Annotated in this window: 15 protein-coding genes and 1 tRNA gene; 4 read left to right on the plus strand and 12 right to left on the minus strand. The window is 61.3% G+C overall.

Annotated elements, in window-relative coordinates:
• Positions 1-45: 45 nt before the first annotated feature.
• The 3 genes from FEJ81_RS11870 (at position 46) to FEJ81_RS11880 (ending at position 1,444) form a co-directional block, all read left to right on the plus strand.
• Positions 46-130, plus strand: a tRNA-Ser gene (locus tag FEJ81_RS11870).
• 251 nt (positions 131-381) lie between these two features.
• Positions 382-915 carry a hypothetical protein gene (locus FEJ81_RS11875; RefSeq protein WP_138245490.1) on the plus strand — a complete coding sequence of 178 codons (534 nt, stop codon included), beginning with the start codon at positions 382-384 and terminating at the stop codon, positions 913-915.
• Positions 916-982: 67 nt separating this feature from the next.
• Positions 983-1,444: a hypothetical protein gene (locus FEJ81_RS11880; protein ID WP_138245491.1), complete on the plus strand. Its 462-nt coding sequence runs from the start codon at positions 983-985 to the stop codon at positions 1,442-1,444.
• A 403-nt stretch (positions 1,445-1,847) separates the two neighbouring features.
• Here FEJ81_RS11880 and FEJ81_RS11885 read toward each other — a convergent pair whose 3' ends face one another.
• From FEJ81_RS11885 to glmS, 6 genes are all read right to left on the minus strand, one after another.
• On the minus strand, positions 1,848-3,260 hold the full coding sequence (locus FEJ81_RS11885; protein ID WP_138245492.1) for a GntP family permease: 1,413 nt from the start codon (positions 3,258-3,260) through the stop codon (positions 1,848-1,850).
• A gap of 215 nt (positions 3,261-3,475) precedes the next feature.
• A complete protein-coding gene (citE, locus tag FEJ81_RS11890; protein ID WP_138245493.1) occupies positions 3,476-4,519 on the minus strand; it encodes an L-malyl-CoA/beta-methylmalyl-CoA lyase in 1,044 nt (347 codons plus the stop codon).
• Between the two features lie 59 nt (positions 4,520-4,578).
• Positions 4,579-5,706 carry a 2-methylfumaryl-CoA hydratase gene (gene mch / locus FEJ81_RS11895; protein ID WP_138245494.1) on the minus strand — a complete coding sequence of 376 codons (1,128 nt, stop codon included), beginning with the start codon at positions 5,704-5,706 and terminating at the stop codon, positions 4,579-4,581.
• Positions 5,699-7,036 (minus strand): methylaspartate ammonia-lyase, encoded by a 1,338-nt coding sequence (locus tag FEJ81_RS11900; protein ID WP_138245495.1) that lies wholly within the window; start codon positions 7,034-7,036, stop codon positions 5,699-5,701. Before FEJ81_RS11900 ends, mch begins: the two co-directional genes overlap by 8 nt.
• Position 7,037: 1 nt before the next feature.
• The gene (locus FEJ81_RS11905; RefSeq protein WP_138245496.1) at positions 7,038-8,471 is read right to left on the minus strand and encodes a methylaspartate mutase subunit E; all 1,434 of its coding nucleotides are present in this window, start codon (positions 8,469-8,471) and stop codon (positions 7,038-7,040) included.
• Complete coding sequence (gene glmS / locus FEJ81_RS11910) at positions 8,472-8,927, minus strand: methylaspartate mutase subunit S (protein ID WP_138246776.1); 456 nt, start codon at positions 8,925-8,927, stop codon at positions 8,472-8,474.
• Positions 8,928-9,087: 160 nt separating this feature from the next.
• On the opposite strand from glmS, the gene mct reads away from it, so the two are divergent.
• On the plus strand, positions 9,088-10,260 hold the full coding sequence (gene mct / locus FEJ81_RS11915; protein ID WP_138245497.1) for a succinyl-CoA:mesaconate CoA-transferase: 1,173 nt from the start codon (positions 9,088-9,090) through the stop codon (positions 10,258-10,260).
• Positions 10,261-10,347: 87 nt separating this feature from the next.
• Here the strand turns inward: mct and FEJ81_RS11920 are convergent, their stop codons facing one another.
• The 6 genes from FEJ81_RS11920 to FEJ81_RS11945 all read right to left on the minus strand — a co-directional run bounded on the left by FEJ81_RS11920 (position 10,348) and on the right by FEJ81_RS11945 (position 16,978).
• Entirely contained in the window at positions 10,348-11,694 is a 1,347-nt protein-coding gene (locus FEJ81_RS11920) for a hypothetical protein (protein WP_138245498.1), read from the minus strand.
• Complete coding sequence (locus FEJ81_RS11925) at positions 11,687-14,353, minus strand: AAA family ATPase (protein WP_175416409.1); 2,667 nt, start codon at positions 14,351-14,353, stop codon at positions 11,687-11,689. The genes FEJ81_RS11920 and FEJ81_RS11925 overlap by 8 nt, the downstream gene beginning before the upstream one ends.
• 234 nt (positions 14,354-14,587) lie before the next feature.
• Complete coding sequence (locus tag FEJ81_RS11930) at positions 14,588-14,779, minus strand: hypothetical protein (RefSeq protein ID WP_138245499.1); 192 nt, start codon at positions 14,777-14,779, stop codon at positions 14,588-14,590.
• A 448-nt stretch (positions 14,780-15,227) separates the two neighbouring features.
• Positions 15,228-15,587, minus strand: coding sequence for a DUF7344 domain-containing protein (locus FEJ81_RS11935; protein WP_138245500.1), 360 nt, complete (start codon positions 15,585-15,587; stop codon positions 15,228-15,230).
• Between the two features lie 91 nt (positions 15,588-15,678).
• Complete coding sequence (locus tag FEJ81_RS11940; protein ID WP_138245501.1) at positions 15,679-16,347, minus strand: helix-turn-helix domain-containing protein; 669 nt, start codon at positions 16,345-16,347, stop codon at positions 15,679-15,681.
• A gap of 169 nt (positions 16,348-16,516) precedes the next feature.
• Entirely contained in the window at positions 16,517-16,978 is a 462-nt protein-coding gene (locus FEJ81_RS11945; RefSeq protein ID WP_138245502.1) for a response regulator, read from the minus strand.
• Positions 16,979-16,983: the final 5 nt, after the last annotated feature.

Below are 16,983 nucleotides of genomic sequence, written 5' to 3' on the forward strand. Positions count from 1 at the left end.
TACGATTTCGGCGGGAATAGTGGAGTCGAACCGTAGGGAGACTCCACGTGGTGGCAGAGCGGCCCAACGCGCCTGCCTTGAGAGCAGGTGGCTGTCAAGCCTCATGGGTTCAAATCCCATCCCCACCGTTGCTGTCGCGAACAATCCCGTGAGCGACAGCGAGGTCGATGGGATTTGAATCAGGGAGTGAAACGAGCGCAGCGAGTGGAACGACCGTGGTTCAAATCCCATCCCCACTGCTTCCTTGCGATTTTAAGGGATCGTATCACCATCAGCTCTATCCTCGAACTGCTCTCACCTAGATAAGGATCTCACCGAGAGAAGCGATAATGTGCTACAGAATCTGTATCCTTATAGGAGTAGCAGTATATGGCCGTAGCAATGTCAGATAGTGTGAGTGAAATTGGCGCAAATGAGAGAGACTCTCTTAGAGCGATTGGGGATGATGCCCTAAATATATTTAGAGCAGGTTTGTATTTAATTGTAATATACATTTCAATACTTTCTCTGACATTGAACACAGGTGGAAGTGACTACATCGAGAATGTTATCAATTCATCTTATACAATTAATGGAATTGTCTTCTGGATTGGGTCACTCACAAGCAGTATATTAACCCACAGAATGGCACGACGGGTAACACTCCAAGAACACTACTCTCAGTTGGGACGGATAGACGATAAGTTTGACATTCTAAATTTTGCCACTGCCAGCACCGTTGGCCTATTGATTTCCGTATTTTCGCTTATCTTCGGTCTTCTTGCAGGTTGGTCGAATACCGTGAACGAGTCATCAACAGGTGTAGGCATTGAGCAACCAATTGCCATCATCGGATTATCATTTATCTTTATAGTTTCTATTTACAGCATACTATCGATCATAGATATATTGAGAGACAGATGGGGGCCCTATTAGGAAGATCCTACGACTGTCATAGCGTTTCATCATTGGGTTAAATACATTCCACTTCTATATCTGAAATATGGTGAATGATCTTGCTGTCGGGATACTAACAGTTCTCGGTGGGGCTATTAGTGGCTTCATTGGAATATCCTATTCAGAATATCAAAGCCGGCGAAAACAACGTAAAGAATTGAAAGAATGGTATAACACAACGATATTATTAGCGAAACGAGTAGAACGAATTCACTCAGAGGATTTTAACGGAAGTGGGGATTATATTGGGGATGCACTATCAGGCGTAATTGGACGACTGACGGAGCATTTAATGGATTCCCCAAGTGATGTTGACACTGAAATCCTCAACCGTTGTGAAGAGTTAGCAGCCGAATGTGAAAACGCACGGGCCTTCCTGAGAGCTGATAGAATAAGAAATACACGCGCCAGTTCTGAACAGGGGCCTCCAACCAGAAATGCCGTCGAAAAGGCACGAGATGTTAGAGTAATGGCTGAGGACGCAAAGACAGATGTTGGCTGGCTCTAACCCATCCGATCAAGAGCGTTTCTGCGATCTAAACAGTAGAATTTGAATCAGCGAGCGAAACGACCGTGGTTCAAATACAATCCCTACTATTCCCAACAATTCTTGACCACACGCAACAAGGGGGGGAGAACAGGTCGGACAAGATCTAATACCGTGATTGAAACCGCTAGTCCTGTTATCGTGGCAACACGGAATCGCCACGCCCTCCCCAACCGATTCGTTCGCTCGCCCTGCTCGCTTCACTCATCCCTCGCACACTGTTGTCGGCCGGCTTCGCTTTCACTCAGCCGGCCAACAGCGCGCGCCATCGCGGTGGTCGATCAGTCCGGACGGCTCGAAGAGACGCGACACCAAGCGCTAGCTAGTGAAAAGAGAGCGCCAAAGCAGAAGAACCGCTCCGGATCTATGCGAGCGGGAAGAGCGTCGAGAGCAGCAGGCTCGTGAGCAGTCCGGAGACGGAGATGATCGTCGTCAGGACGGTCCACGTTCGGAGCGTCTCGCCCTGCGTGAGTCCGCCGATCTCCTTGACCAGCCAGAAGCCGGAATCGTTGTACCACGAGAAGATGTTGGCACCAGCGCCGATCACCATCACGAGATAGGCGACGTGCACCTCGAGCTGGCCGGTGAGCGGGGCCATGATCCCGGCGGCGGTGAGCATCGCGGCCGTCGCCGATCCCTGCGCGATGCGAACGATCGCGGCGATGAGCCACGCAGTGACCAGCAGGCCGATACCGATGCCCTGGAGGGCACCTGCGAGGTAGTCGCCGATCCCGGAGGCGGCGAGGAGCGCACCGAAGGCACCACCGGCGGCGGTGATCGCCGCGATGTTACCGCCGCTTTTTAGCGCCTCCGTGAGTTCGTCAGTCCACTCGCTCTGGGAAAGGTTGTTGTGCCGCATGAAGGTGTACGCCGCGGCGAGGGCGGCGATCGTGAGCGCGACGTTCTTGCCGCCGAGGAACGCGGCGACCGGCTCGATGACGCCAAGCGCGGGCACGACTTCCTGGAACCCCTCGACGACGGTCAGCGAAGCGATGAGGACGACGGCCAGCACGATCGGTGCCGACGACTCGAGCATGCCTGGGAGGGAACTCGTCGGCTTGTCGGCGACGGTCTCGAGTTCCTCGGTCGTCGTCGACATCGTGTCGCGCAACGGGATGTCGAGCCTGGCGTTGATCCACCGGCCGTAGACGAGGCCGGCGACGATCGCCGCCGGGATGGCGGTCGCGATTCCGATGGCGATCGTCATCCCCAGATCCGTCTCGAGTTCGGCCGCGACGGCCAACGGACCCGGCGTCGGGGGGACGAAGACGTGCGTGGTCGCCGCGCCGGCCCCGACGACGACGATGAACAGCGTGTAGTCCCGACCCACGCGGGCGCGCATCGACCGTGCGAGGGGTGCCATGAGGTAGAAGACGCTGTCGAAGAAGACGGGGACGGCGAGGAAGGAACTGCTTCCCAGCAGGGAGATGTCCGAGTTGGACTCGCCGAGGACGTTCTGAAAGCTCCGGACGATCCGCTGGGCCGCCCCGCTCTCGAGCATCGATTTGCCGATGACTGCGGCCATCAGGATCGGGATACCGATCCCGGCCATGTTCTCCCCGAAGGCGGTCGCGACTTGAGAGCCGGCATCGGACGCGCCGAAGTCGGCGACGAAGACCGTGTTGACGACGCCGACGGTGAACCCGGCGATGATCAAGCCAATAAACGCCGGGAGGTCGAGCCAGACCAGCAACGCGACGACTGCGATAAGACCGATGACGAACGTAATTAACGGACTATGCGCGAAGTCCACCGCTTGCAGCGGTATAAACGCCATGCGTGAATCGTACCCATCCCACACCTATTATTAATCCTTACGATCATAGTAAATTATTGTTTTCCGGCTGTCAGGTCTGATAACTACTCGACGGCGGCGAGAGTCGCGGACACCGCTACCGAGAGACGGAGGGCAAACGGTGAGCGGCTCCGATACCGATCTACCGACGCCGAAAACTAGATCGATCGGCCGGCGATTCAGCGTGATTCGACCGTTCAGCGGTACGACAGCTCGAGGTCCCGCGCCCGGTCGAGCAGATCCTCGTCGTAGTACTCCTCGGTCTGTGCGGGTCGGATGTCGTCGATGGCGCGGACCTTCTGGACGGTGTTGCGGAAGTTCTTGAACGTGGCTTCGTCGACCATCTGGCCGTCGATGGTGACCGCGCCGGTGCCCTCGCGTTTTGCCTCGTTGAACCGCTCGATCTTGTGGACGTCGCGCTCGAGTTCCTCAGGCGTGGGCATGTGGACGGTGTTGGCCTGGATCGTCTGCTTAGGGTACAGCGACCACGAGCCGTCAAGGCCGAGTTGCGCTTCGTGTTCGACCTGGTCGGCGTACTCGTCGGCGTTGTAGTAGGTCAGGCCGGCACGCTCTTTGAACAGGTCGTCGAAGGGGCCGCCGATCGAGAGCAGGCTGCCGGCGCTGGCCTCGTTCGAGAGGGCCTCGAGCAGGCCGTCCCAGCGGGGCATGCCGTCGCCGAGGTCCCGACCGCCGAGTTCGGCGGCGTAGTCGACGGGGCCGAAGACGAGTGCGGTGAGTCGGGAGTCCTCGCCGAACTTCGAGATTTCGCGGAGGTCCGAGCGGGCGCGGCCGGTTTCGATGATGATCGAGAGGCCGATCGAGCCGTCGTCGTAGCCGTGTTCGGCCTCGGCCTCGGCGACGACCTCGGCGGCGCGTTTCACGTCCTCGAGGCGGCCGACCTTGGGGACGACGACGCCGTCGATCTCGTCGCCGAGCTCGCCGACGAGGCGGTCGATCTGGTCGCGCCCTTTCTCGCAGTACTCCTCGTCCTCGTAGCTCCACTCGACGCGGGGCCAGATCTCACCGGGGAACTCATACTGGGGCACCTTCTCGATGGTGTTCTCGAGCCCCTCGGCTTTCATGTCCGGTGCGGTCCCGTCTTCCATGTCGGGGACGAGCCAGTCGGGGGCCTGGAAACCCTCCGCCTCGAGCGCGGAGGTCAGGTACTTCGCCGAGTCGTCTTTCGGAACGGCGGCCGGTGCGGTCTGGAACGTGCGGCAGAGTCGGATGTCCTCGCTCATGTGTCTGTGGTCGTGTCTGGATTCGCGGTTGGCTGCGGTCGTTCGTCTGGTCGTGCGTCTCAGTTCGGTCGCGTTCGGATCTCGGCGGTTCGCGTCCCCGAGTAGACCGGTTCGTCGTCCTGATTGAACGCGATGTGCTCGAAGGTGACGGTGCCGGCCTCGTCGCTCGAGGCCGTGGCTTCGGCCTCGATCACGCGCGTGAACGCGTAGACGGTGTCGCCCACGGCGACGAACGTGTGGAACGATTCGTCGTCGAAGCCGACCTCGCGCCACGTCCGCTCGTCCGAGCGGGCGTGGCCCAGCGCGGTCGACCGGGTCACGTCGCCGTAGGTGACGATGTCGCCCGACGGCGAGTCGGCCATCACGTCGACGTTGTGGTGTTGTTTGGCCGTGTTGAGCGTCGCCAGCGGCAGGGACGCGACGGTCACGTCGTCCTGCGTGCGACCCCGTTCGTGTCGATAGGCGACAGCTGCGTTCTCGTCGCCGGCTCGCTCGAGGGCCTCGACGAAGTCCTCGTAGTAGCCGCCCTCGGGCGAGATGAACTCGTCGGGGAGTTCGGGCTCGTCGCCGTCTTCCTCGGCGGCCGTGGCACTGCCGCTCCCGTCCGTCGCCACGGGCTCGCGGCGCGGGATCATGTTCGTGCGCTCGTAGGAGCAGAGCACGTCGCCGGTTGCGGCGTCTTTGCCGCGGGTGCGCCACGAGACGATGCCGTACTCGGGCCGGGAACTCGAGGTCGCGCAGTTGACGACCTCGCTCTCGACGTGGAGTTCAGTGCCCGCGTAGACCGGCGTCCCGGGGAACCGCACGTCGGTCCGCCCGAGGAAGTAGCCCCCCTTCTCGCTCAGGTCCTCGACGGTGATGCCGAGGGTGGCGGCGGTGAGGTAGTCCGGGTGGATCGGCGGCTCCTCGAATCCGCGTGCCGCCGCGGCGTCGGTCCGCCAGTAGGCCGGGTCGTGATTGAGCGTCTGGCTCATCCACTGTTGGTTCCCCCACTCAGTGAGCGTGAGTCCGGGGTCGTGCTCGATGAGGTCGCCCTCCGCGAAGTCCTCGAAGAAATTGCCCTTCTCCTTGGTCTCGGCCCGCTCGAGCGCCTGTGCGAACGTGTCGGGATCGGTCCAGTCAATCGGTCGCGGTTCGCTTCGCTCTCCGCTCCCGTTGTCGGAATCCCGTTGTGATTCCCTAGTCATCTGCGGTCACCTCGTCAGTGTCCGTGTCGGGCGTTAACTGTTCCCGTTCCCGTCTGGCGATCGTCCGCCGCATCTCGTTCTCGACGATCATGTACCCCTCGTCGAAGCCCATCCCGGGCTTTGCGAGCACCTGCGCGGCGTCGGTCGCGAGCGCGACGTGGGCGCAGGCCCGCGCGGAGGTTTCCGTCTCGTTGCAGGTGCCGCCGAGGTAGGCTCGTGTTTCGGTCCCCTCACAGTAGCGGACGGCCTGCCCGCTGCGGTGGATACCCCCGAGGTCGGGCGTCTTGACCTGTACGAGGTCCGCCGCTTCGGCGTCGACGAACGCCTGCACGTCCTCGAAGGTGTTACACCACTCGTCGGCCACGATGTCGACGCCGACGCCGGCCTCAGCCAGCCCCTCGCGGAGTTCGACCATCGCGTCGATCTGATCCGCGCGATTCCCGGCGTCCATCGGCCCCTCGATCTGGATCGGGTACGGGGCCGCGGCCGCCTCGAGCGCGGCGAAGTAGTCGACCACTTCCTCGCGGTCGTAGGGTGCCGCGAAGATCTCGCCGATCATGCCGTAGACGTCGATGTGGAAGCGGGGCTCGTACCCCTCGGGCCCCAGCTCCTGCGAGCGCTCGACGAGCCACTCGACGTACTCGAGCAGGACCTCGCCGTCCTCGCCGATCTTCTCGACGCTGTTGATCAGCGCGTGGGGCAGGACCGGCACGCCCTTGACGAACATCTTTTCCGTGTTGTTGTAGCGGTCGTCGCCGGACTGGCCGAAGACCGGCACCGGCTCCGTCGCGGGCTCGGTTCCCAAGGCATCGGCCAGCACGTCCGTCCGCGTCGTGTTCTCGGCCTCGGCCGCTGCGGCGAGCAGCGCCTGCGAGACGCCGTAGCGGATCGCCGTGTGCAGGCGGTCGCCAGCACCAGACGCATTCGCGTCTGGTTGGCTCGAGGAAGCACCGCTTCCTCGAACGTCTACTTGCATGTTCTCGAGGGCCTCCGCGTTGTCGAGAAAGTCAGTGGCGTCCCGCCCCTCGAGTTCGTCGGCAACGGGGCCCTCGATGACGGGGGCGTACTCCGCGGCCTGAAAGAGCGGGTCGCGCCCGCCGGCACCGGAGTACTGGACCGCGGCGCAGTCGCCCCGCACCACGGTACCGTCGGCGAGTTCGATGTCGACGATGATCGTCTCACCGGCTTGGCGAATCTCGTCGAAGCCGTCGGTGACGGGGTCGCCCTCGTAGGTGAACCCGTCCTGCTGTGCGCCCCGCTTGATCGCGCGCTGGTCGTCGAAGAAGAACCCGGAATAACCGGGCGTGGCGTGTATTCCTGTAATTTCCATATCAGACATCACCCTGTGGTCGGCCGATGAGTTTCCCGTCGCTGATCGCGTCGACGTCGTCCGCGACCATCCGGAACGACTGGTCGCGGCCCTCGGTGTCGGCGCGCTGGGACAGTCTGGCCTTGTGAATCTCCTTGATGTCGTCGTCCATCTCGAGGTCGGCCCACTCGAAGATGCGGACGCGACCGTCGTCGTCCCGGGCGGGCAGGACAGCGCCCGCCGCGCTGTCGCTGGGTGCGAACGGAACGTCGAGCGCGCCGGAGTCGAAGGCTTTGAGCGTCCCTTGGACGACGTCGCCGTCGCCGTGCTCGAAGATGGTGTCCATCAGACACCGGGTCTCGCGCTCGATGAGGTCCTGTTCCTCCTCGATGCCGTCGATGTCGATCTGCTGTTCGATCGCCATGTCGATGACCTGCCGCGTCGTGCGCAGGCCGGCCGAGTTGGCCTCCTTGGTCGGCACCCCCTGGAACTCCTGTGGGGACTTGGTGATGACCTTGTCCGGCCGAGCGATGGCGGCGGTCATGCCCCCGAGGCTGATGACGCCGTTGGCGCGGGCCTCGTCCGGCGGGAAGCCGCCCATCCACTCGTGGAAGACGGTCGTGACGACGACCTCGTCCGGGAGGTACTCGTTGCCGAGTTTCTTCAGGGCGTTCAGGGCGGCCACGTCCTGGACGACGTTGCCGACCTGCCCGTAGCCGAGCGTGATCGAGCGCACGCCCTGCGTGGCGGCGAGCTGGCCCTCGACGATCATGATCGCGATCGCGATCGACGGCGGGACCAAGGTGCCGGTAAGGGGACCGAACGGCTCGCGGTTGATCCGAACGCCGCGTTCGGTGTAGGCCCCCGCCAGCCGGTCGACGAACTGCCACTTCTCGATGGTCTCCTCTAAGCCGTGGCGTTTCGTGTACGGAATGTTGTAGGAGATCGGGCCGCCCTCGAAGCTCTGGAAGCCGCCGGCGAAGGTAATCGCGGCGAGCAGTCGAGCGTCCGGGGTGCCGTGGCGGACCTCGATCGGCGCGTCGATCGCGTCGATCAGTTCGCGACAGCCGTCGACGCCGTGGTTCACCGCCGGGAAGCCGTTGAGCGTGTCGTCGCCCGTCTCGAGGGCCTTGTCGAGGCCCTGCTGGGCCTTCTCGTACTCGTTGTCGCGCGTATACGAGTCGATGGTGGTCGGCAGGAGATCGGCCTGCCCCTCCTGATGGAGGTATCGCAGCAGTTCGATCTGGTCGTCGAGCCGGGGGACGCCGGCCCGCGGTTGGAGGAGGGGTTTGTCGGCCGACTCGAGGATGTCGGCGAATCGCTTGTGATCCGGCAGCGACTCGTGGTACTCGATGGCTTCCTCGAAGTCGACGGCTTCGCCCGTCGGCCAGTTCGACCGAATTTCCTCGTCGATACGCCGTAGCTCGTCGGACGGAATCCGTTCGTCTCGTATCATCTAGGAACTAATCGTGGCGCGTTCCGACTCCGTCGGTGTGATCTGGAGATCCTCGCGCAGCGCGGCGACCGCGTCTTCGGGATCGGTTTCGGAGTCGAAGACGCGGTCGAACCCGAGCTCCCGGAAGGTCTTCCGGGTCTGCTCGAAGTCGTCCTGTCCGACGGCGAGGTTGCCGCCGATGTAGCTGACCGCGTCGACGCCCCGCTCCTCGAGGACGCCGTGGAATCCCTGACAGTCCTGCTCGGCGTGGCCGTAGAGCGACGAGACCAGTACAGCCTGTGCGTCGTGGGCTACCGCAGCCTCGGCGAACTCCTCTTGGGAGGTCTGAACGCCGAGGTTCACGACATCGAAGCCGGCTGCACTGAAGGCTTGCTCTAAGATTGTGATGCCAACGACGTGGGCATCGGAGCCGATCACGCCGAGGACGACCGTTTGGGACATCGTGTTCGGAACCATGAGGAACTCGGGTATAAACTTAATCATCTTCCATGATAATACTCCTTATACATCCTAACAGCGTCCCTATGGCGATCGTTCACACTCAACGCGATGCTCGAGGATAACTTCATGATCGATAGTAAAGTTTAGGTGCTGGTTTCGCAAGGTGGCTACACACATGGGAGCACTCTCGAACCTTCGCGTCGTGGATCTGACCCAGGTGCTCGCTGGGCCGTACTGTACGATGCTGCTCGCGGACCTCGGAGCGGACGTCGTCAAGATCGAGCGACCGGGCGGCGATATGATCCGGTCGAACCCGCCGTTCGTCGACGATCCCGAGGAAGAAGCCTACGGCGGCTACTTCCAGAGCGTCAACCGCGGCAAGAAGAGCATCGAACTGGACTTCGGCGAGGAGGAAGACCGCGAGGACTTCCTCTCGCTCGTCGAGGAGGCCGACATCGTCGTCGAGAACTACCGTTCGGGCACGATGGAGAAGTACGGGCTGGGCTACGAGACGCTGACGGAGTACAATCCGGACCTCATCTACTCCTCGATCCGGGGCTTCGGCGACCCGCGGACGGGCGAAACCGAGCGGCAGGGCCAGCCCTCCTTCGACCTCATCGCGCAGGCGCTGGGCGGCGTCATGGAGACCACCGGCCAGCCCGACGGCCCGCCCACGAAGACCGGTCCCGGCGTCGGCGACCTCTTTACCGCGACGCTGAACTGCATCGGCATTCTGGCCGCCGTGAACCACCGCGAACAGACCGGCGAGGGCCAGTACGTCGACACCGCCATGTACGACTCGATGCTCAGTTTCACCGAGCGCGCCATCTACCAGCAGTCCTACACCGGCGAGGCCCCCACCCGCCGGGGTAACTCCCACCCGACGCTGTTCCCCTACGACGCCTTCGAAACCGCCGACGGCTACGCCGTCATCGCCGCGTTCAACAACAACCACTGGGCCGAACTCTGCGACGTGATGGGCCGCGAGGACTTGGCCGAGGAGTACCCCACGACCCCCGAACGACTCGAGCACCGCGAGGCCCTCCGCGAGGAACTCGCCGCGTGGGCCATCGAGCAGACGAACGACGAACTCGTCGGCGCGCTCGAGGGACGGGTCCCCGCCGCCCCGGTCCAAACTACCGAGGAGATCTTCGACGATCCACATGTCGCCGCTCGAGACATGCTCGTGCCGGTCGAACAGCCGGGTGCCGACAGGGACGTCGAGATCGCGGGCAACCCGATCAAGATGAGCGAGACGAACCCCGAGCCCCGCGGTCGCGCGCCACTGTTAGACGAGCACCGCGAGGAAGTGCTGGGTAAGGACGCGGAGACGACAGCCGACGACTAAGGCGACTATCTACGACGGATCGTCGGCTGAGTCTTCGGTTTGGCGATCACGTCCGATTCAGACACACCTTACCGCATCGATCTCGGCTTACAAAATCTCCTGTATCACAGCCGCCAACTCCTGTTCCAACTCCGCCGCCTGCAGTATCGTCACCGGGTTTTCGGATTGTTCTTCGAGCGACGCAGTCTCCTCGTCTAAATCCTGAACGACGAGCAGTCCGTTCCAGCCCGACCCGAAGTAGCTCTCGTCGTCGTTCCCGAAGACGTAGTCTTCGTTGACTCGGAGGAAGGCGAGGTACTCCAGCGTCTCTTTGATTCCGCGGCGGATCGTCTCCTCGTTCGTGCTGTTTTTCACTTCCACGATTAGATACTCGTGCCGGTCGTCCGACTCGGAGATGATCTCGAGGACGATGACATCGGGACGACCCGTGTGGTTTCGGAAGTCTCGACCGAAGTAGTCGCCGGCGATGTCCTGTGCCGTGAGCTGTACTTCGTCGGTCCGCGAGAGTTCCTCCTGTTCTTCATCGGGGACGGCGACGAAAGACAGATTTCGGTCGGACGCAGAGTTGTCGTGGTAGAGAGCGATTTTCTTGTCGCCGTCGAAGCGAGCCACCTCTTGTCGACCCGTTGCGATAGTCTTGAACTCCGGCTGGCTCTCCTGTAACCGCTCGAGCGTCGCGACGAACCGAAAGAGGACGTAGAGTTCGAAGAGCGAGTCCTGATCGTCAGGTGCGATCGCCGTTTCCTCGAGAAGGTCTCGGATTTCGTCCGAATCGCCCTCGAACAGCCGCTCTCGAGATTTGAGCAGCGAGGCGGCCTCGCGGTACACTTCCTGTCGCGAATTCGCGGCGGTCGTCAGCATCCGCTCGGTGGGCTCGTAGGTGTCCGGGTCGCGAATCCGTCGAACGTGGACGTTTCGCTCGACGATTCGCTGTAACTCGTCGATGAGGTTCTCGTTGCCCTTCCACGTCTCTTGGACCCAGTCGTACTCCCCGCGAAGGTACTCTTCGGCCTCGCGGATCGTCGTGTGAACAACCGAAATCAGTCGTTTGAGAACGATGTTTTCGGGAATATCGTAGTCTATCGATCGGTTGTCACAGACGAAAATCGACCGGTCTCGCGGGTGTTCGGAATAGCGCTTCTTGATCGTCTCTCCCCAGTTGATTCGTCCATCGACAGTACCGCGCCGCGTTCGCGATGTCGTCTGCGTTTCCGTTCGGACGCTCCGCAGATGTTTCGGGAGTTCTCTGACGAACGAGACGACATCCGATTTGAGGACGAAGTGGAGATCGAGAAGCAGTTCGTACTCCTCGAACCGGTCGTCCAACTGGTCCGGTTTGATCGACTTCGCCAGTTCGCGCTCGGGGAACGACCCGCGCATCACGTGGGCGAGGATGTCCTCGGTGAGCTGGTCGAGGAGGTCGTCCCTATTCATTCACTGCCACCTGTAGCATCTCTCGAGCGGCTCGCTCGAGCAGGGATGCGTCGATTTCCCTGACGGCCGCGATCTCCTGTACGATCTTCCGTCGCTTCGGCACGCCCTCGAGTTGGGGGAAGACGTAGCTGATGACCGCTTGCGTGAGATGGTACTCGAGTTCGTCCTCCGGATGCTGATTGACGTATCGCAGGACATCCTCGATGATCGCGGGGCCGATCGATCGTTCCTCGACGGCGTGGTTCGTCTCCCGCCATACGCGACCGATGGCCATCGCTTCGGGGCGATCGATCTCGAGATCCCACGCGTTCGCGTAGTCGTAGACGAGTTGCTCCAATCGCTCTTCGTCCGTCCGGTCCTCGGGGAGTTCGGGTGCGGGAACGCGGATAAACGCGAACCGACGCATGAACGCGTAGCTCATCTCGTAGAGCGATGTCTTGTCGTAGGTGTTCATCGTCGCAAAGATACGCCACGAATTCGGGACGAGGTACTGATGGGCTGCGGGGCGGGCAGCACCGTCGTCGGTCGTCGTCACCTCGATCTCGCGGCCATTTTTGGTGTAGGGAAGCTGGACCGACTGCCCCGAGAGAACGGTGAAAAGCTGGCCGAACGCTTTGTCGATATCGGCGCGGTTCAGTTCGTCGATGATGAGTAATTCGTTCGACTGGGCTCCCGTCCGGTTGTTCTTGAGGCGGTTGAGGACGATCCCCGGCGTGAACGCGAGATCGTCGCCGTCACCGCTGCCCTCGGATTCGTTCGGCATGTATCCGCCGACCGTATCGAACGTCGACCAGTCGGCGGTCGCCGTCGTCATTTCGAACCCCGAATACAGAGACGGATACGTCTCCGCGAGCGAGGAACAGACCCGGCGGGCGATCTCCGTCTTCCCGGTTCCCGGTGGCCCGGTCAGGAGAATGTGCTTGCCGGACGTGAGTGCCGTCGTGATCTGCTCGAGGATTCGCTCGCCCTGATCGTCCGGGAAGTAGAGCCCCTCGAGCGGATCGGACCGAATCGAACCGCGATACGGTTTGTGAACGTTGACTGTCGGGACTTCACTCAGTTCATCTGCGAGCGCGTCGACGAGCGCCATCGGCCGTTCGTAATCGATTTCCCCGTCGTCGGTTCGAAACGTCGCGTACTGCGACTGGACCGGGAATTCGGTATCGGCGACCGCCGCACAGAGACTGTTCGCTCGGTCGATCGGAAGGAGGTTCGCCGTCAGCGCGGCGGACTCTCGATCGATTATCGATGGCGTCTTTTCAGTGATCGATCGAGACGTATCGATATCGTCGACCGAACCGGTGAGGAACAGCCGGTCGAACGTTGCGACCAGCGGGTACGACTCACCGGCCTCGTGCTCGTCCCGCCACCACGGCTCGTCCTTCTCGAACCACTCACCGAGAATCCCGACGCCGATGATGCCGTTCGGCTGCCGATCAAACGCCTCGCTCGACGGCTCCGCACGAGCGTGGAGGATCGCAACGTCGCCTTCCGAGAGGTCCGCCCACCGGCTCCGATGGTCCGCGTCGAAAGACACTGCGCTGTATTCGAGGCTCGTTAGCCAGTAGTCACACGGTGCAGTGAACGCGTATACCTCCGGTGATGTCGACCGGATGTGGGACAATACCGGATGGCTACTGTCCGTCAGTTCGAATTCCGGTTCCGTCTCTGTCTCCGTTTCGGTCTCGACGGTGTAGGTATCGCGGAGAATGCTGTTCAGTCGGGGTTGGCTCAGCACGCCCCCGTCGTGGTCGATCTCGTTCTGCAGAATACGGATCCAACAGCAAAAGAGGGTTTTCGCCGGTGCAAACGAGTGGAGGGACCGGACACCGAGTTCGTCGGCGGTCTCCTCGAGTTCGGGTTCGATCGACTCGTAGATACGCCGTAGTTGATCGAACGTTGCGGCAGTGCTCGCAGAGACGCTATCGGACGGTTTGAACCCGGTGAGCGCAGCCGACCACTCGGAGATGAGTACCTCCCCGAGACGGGTTTTGAGCCACGTCGTGTCGCTCGCAGACTCCTCGAGCCGAGTCCGAACATCGGTTATCGCCGCGTCGAACGTTTCGTATTCGCCGACCGATTCGGGCGGATAGATCCTGTTGCCGCGGATTTGTTCGATGAACTCAGCGATCGAATCGTACGCTGTGAAAAACGTCGATCCGTTGCGACCGAAGTTGATGGCGCTGAACGTATCGTTCGGCCACCCTCGGAAGCCGAGCGTTTCCCAGAAGGTCGCCCGGTCCAGCGTCGTCTCGTAGATCGGGTCGAGAAACATCACGTGCGGATACGAGGCGTCCGTCACCTCGCCCCACCCGATCGCATCCGTGAACTCCGCTGCCGTCTCCGCGTCCAGAATCGTCGCGTGGTCGATACGGGCGAGAAGCGTATACTCACCGCCGTGGCGGCCGTCGCGATCCGCAAACAGGAGATAGTCGCCCGCCTCGGCCGGTTCGCTCTCTCGATTTCCCCAGACGCGAAGCGTCTCGTGCTCGAGCGGGATATCACAGAGACCGGCGAGTCGATCCCGACGAACGCCGTCGACGACGGTTCGCTCGAAATTGGTTCGAATCGGTTCGTCGTTCGCCGTCTTTATCGGAACCTGATAGACAGTTGGCGGATCGGCATCCGTTTCATCAGCCCCCGAGCGTCCCGCACCCATTGTTCTCTAAATCGAGACAGTATCTTCCTATAAATCCTGTTGCGAGATCACAGGCAGTGATGGTTAAATCAACGTCTCCGACGAGAATACTGTACTCACAACTGATACTCGAGCCCCCGTTCACGGACCGACCGATCGACGGCCGATGTCGGCGAACGTGGTGGTGGTGTGGTGGTCGCGGTCGCCACCGCCGACCGGCCGGCTGTCCGCCGGGGCTCGAGTCCGAGCCCCGACCTACTCCTCCCGATCGCGCTCGAGCAGTCCGGGCGGGACCGAGCAGCCACACGGACTCGCGGTGCCGGTGTGGGGACCGGTGGCGGTCACGAAGCCGACGGGCTCGCCACAGCGGGGACAGTCGGGGAGCGACGACGAGTCGGTATCGGTACTCGAGTCAGCGTCACCGCTCGAGTCGACGTCGCTACGCATTGTGATCAGGGCTCGAGTCCAGTTGCAGCGTCGAGTAGAGTCGTGTCGGGCGATTCGACGGTCGTGCGGGACGTTTATATCCCGGTAGAATGTACGCAATCATGGCTTGCTAACCCTCTCGGGTTGGAAGCCGAGTCTCGGGTGGTTCCAGCACCCGGGACGTTTCAGTGTCGTCCCCCGGTTCCGGAGATCGGCTTCCGTTCTAACCGTTGACTCGTTGTGACTTATATCTACTGCAAACGGCGTGAAAGAGACTCAGGTCGGGCGCGACCTCGAGCGAGGCTCCCGGTCTCGAACTCGAGTGGAGCGCGATTTCGTCGTCCAGAGAGACGGGTGAAATAGAGAGGACAGTTCGATATCGACGGCTGCAGACTGACCGTTGGCTACGCGCTACACAGCGGACAAGACGATCACTCCACCACGGCGCTCGAAATGGTTCCGGCCACTCTCACAGCGCAACTGGCGCTTCAAGCTCAGGATCAGCGTCAATGACGGCCGAAAGCTGGGGTTGCAACTGGTCGAACTGGGGGGTTGGTTCCACGAGTTTGCGTTCCTGATCGTAGTGAACGAGCGAGAGGTGTTCCAGCTTCGGGATATGCATGTGATGCAGAGAGACGCGAATCTCCCGCGATTCTTCTTCGGAAATCTCGAGTAGAGGCACATGATGGTTGTGTTTGACGATCGCCTTCGTGAGATCGTTCACCGTTAGCGACCGCTTCTCAGTTGCGAGAACTGCGAGGATGATACGGCGGTGTCGCTCTTGACACAGTTCAAGAACCGTATCGAACTCGGTGGAGGTCGTAACCATGTATGGATAAAACATCTCCTTGCGGAAGAGGTGGAGTGCTGTATAGTACTACTTCAAGAGTGGCCTGGCCAGATACGCTGTCGCTCGTGAATTATTCGTCGCTCTCATCGGGATGGCTGATCGTCAACGTACTCGTCACGAGATTGCTGTATGCGGCGCGAAATCGGTTTGAGAGTGTCTGTTGAGCGATCCCCAGTTGGTCCGCCAGTTCCCGCATCGTCACTGCCCGTGGGGTCTCGTAGTAGCCCGCTTCGAGCGCAGCGACCAGCGTCTCCCGTTGCGTCGGCGTGAGGTCGTACTGGGCGCTCGCCATCGGCTGTTCCTGTTCTTGGGTTCGATTGAGTTCGATCGAAATATCGTTTGCATCACAGTAGTCTTGAAATTCGGAGAGAGAGTCGTGGTTATCGAACCGCATTCGCAGTTCCCAGTCTTCCGCTTTGCCGATTGCCTGCATGAGCGTCGCCCCCAGTTCCACATATGCATAGATGATGGTCTCGACGTTGTCCGTCCACTCGGCACGATACAATCGCGCGTCCTCTACCTCGTCGATAACAGTGGCGTTTCTCACGGAGTCATCGTTCTGAAACGCGTCTTCAAATTCCTCGTGATCGCCGCCACTCACCCAGAAATACGGCATCAGCCGATCTTCCATCGTCGCCACGACCTGCTCGATCTCGACAATCATCTGTGGCGCCTCCGTGAGTGCGTGGTTCAATGCGAGATCGTCCGACTTGACGGAAAACTCGGCGATAATGCTCATACCACCGGTTGGTTGGCAAGCACAATAAGTCGCGGATTCCGGGAGCCCTGCGCTCTCTGGATCGAGTGTCCGGTCCAGTACCTGTCGAACACACGTTTCGAATCCAACGCAGAATAACGGACCCGTCTGACCGACTTCTGGGAGGGCACGAGCCGACCGCTCGACGTGATTACGGGTGCTCGCCGTCCTCCGGCTCGCTGGGCGGGAGCCGGACGATCTCGAGCCAGAAGTCCTCGAACGAGCGGACGATGTCGATGAACGCCGCCGATTCGACCGGCTTCTGGACGTAGGCGTTCGCGCGGAGTTCGTACGACCGCGCGACGCGTTCGGCTTCGTTCGAGCCCGAGAGGACGATCACGGGGACCCCCTCGAGGTCGGGATCGGCAATGAGGTCCTCGAGAAGCCGGTGGCCGTCCATCTCGGGGAGATCGATGTCCAGCAGGATCAGGTTCGGCTGGACGGCGTCGGAATACTCGCCGCGTCGATGCAGGAAATCGAGTGCCTCACCGCCGCTCGAGACGGCGTGGATGCGACTCGCGATTTTCTCGTTCTCGAGGGCCTCGAAGAAGATGCGGACGTGCTCGGGGTTCGGATCGATCAAGAGCGCCTCCACGGGGTGAGAGTCGGTCATCGGAC

Origin of the sequence: Natrinema versiforme, assembly GCF_005576615.1 — an archaeon.
GTDB lineage: Archaea > Halobacteriota > Halobacteria > Halobacteriales > Natrialbaceae > Natrinema > Natrinema versiforme_A.

Coding starts and splice junctions, on each gene's coding strand:
- mch (WP_138245494.1), bottom strand. CDS start 5,706: ATGACTAGGGAATCACAACGGGATTCCGACAACGGGAGCGGAGAGCGA.
- FEJ81_RS11940 (WP_138245501.1), bottom strand. CDS start 16,347: ATGAGCATTATCGCCGAGTTTTCCGTCAAGTCGGACGATCTCGCATTG.
- FEJ81_RS11930 (WP_138245499.1), bottom strand. CDS start 14,779: ATGCGTAGCGACGTCGACTCGAGCGGTGACGCTGACTCGAGTACCGAT.
- FEJ81_RS11905 (WP_138245496.1), bottom strand. CDS start 8,471: ATGATACGAGACGAACGGATTCCGTCCGACGAGCTACGGCGTATCGAC.
- glmS (WP_138246776.1), bottom strand. CDS start 8,927: ATGGTTCCGAACACGATGTCCCAAACGGTCGTCCTCGGCGTGATCGGC.
- FEJ81_RS11920 (WP_138245498.1), bottom strand. CDS start 11,694: ATGAATAGGGACGACCTCCTCGACCAGCTCACCGAGGACATCCTCGCC.
- FEJ81_RS11900 (WP_138245495.1), bottom strand. CDS start 7,036: ATGGAAATTACAGGAATACACGCCACGCCCGGTTATTCCGGGTTCTTC.
- mct (WP_138245497.1), top strand. CDS start 9,088: ATGGGAGCACTCTCGAACCTTCGCGTCGTGGATCTGACCCAGGTGCTC.
- FEJ81_RS11925 (WP_175416409.1), bottom strand. CDS start 14,353: ATGGGTGCGGGACGCTCGGGGGCTGATGAAACGGATGCCGATCCGCCA.
- FEJ81_RS11880 (WP_138245491.1), top strand. CDS start 983: ATGGTGAATGATCTTGCTGTCGGGATACTAACAGTTCTCGGTGGGGCT.
- citE (WP_138245493.1), bottom strand. CDS start 4,519: ATGAGCGAGGACATCCGACTCTGCCGCACGTTCCAGACCGCACCGGCC.
- FEJ81_RS11885 (WP_138245492.1), bottom strand. CDS start 3,260: ATGGCGTTTATACCGCTGCAAGCGGTGGACTTCGCGCATAGTCCGTTA.
- FEJ81_RS11945 (WP_138245502.1), bottom strand. CDS start 16,978: ATGACCGACTCTCACCCCGTGGAGGCGCTCTTGATCGATCCGAACCCC.
- FEJ81_RS11875 (WP_138245490.1), top strand. CDS start 382: ATGTCAGATAGTGTGAGTGAAATTGGCGCAAATGAGAGAGACTCTCTT.
- FEJ81_RS11935 (WP_138245500.1), bottom strand. CDS start 15,587: ATGGTTACGACCTCCACCGAGTTCGATACGGTTCTTGAACTGTGTCAA.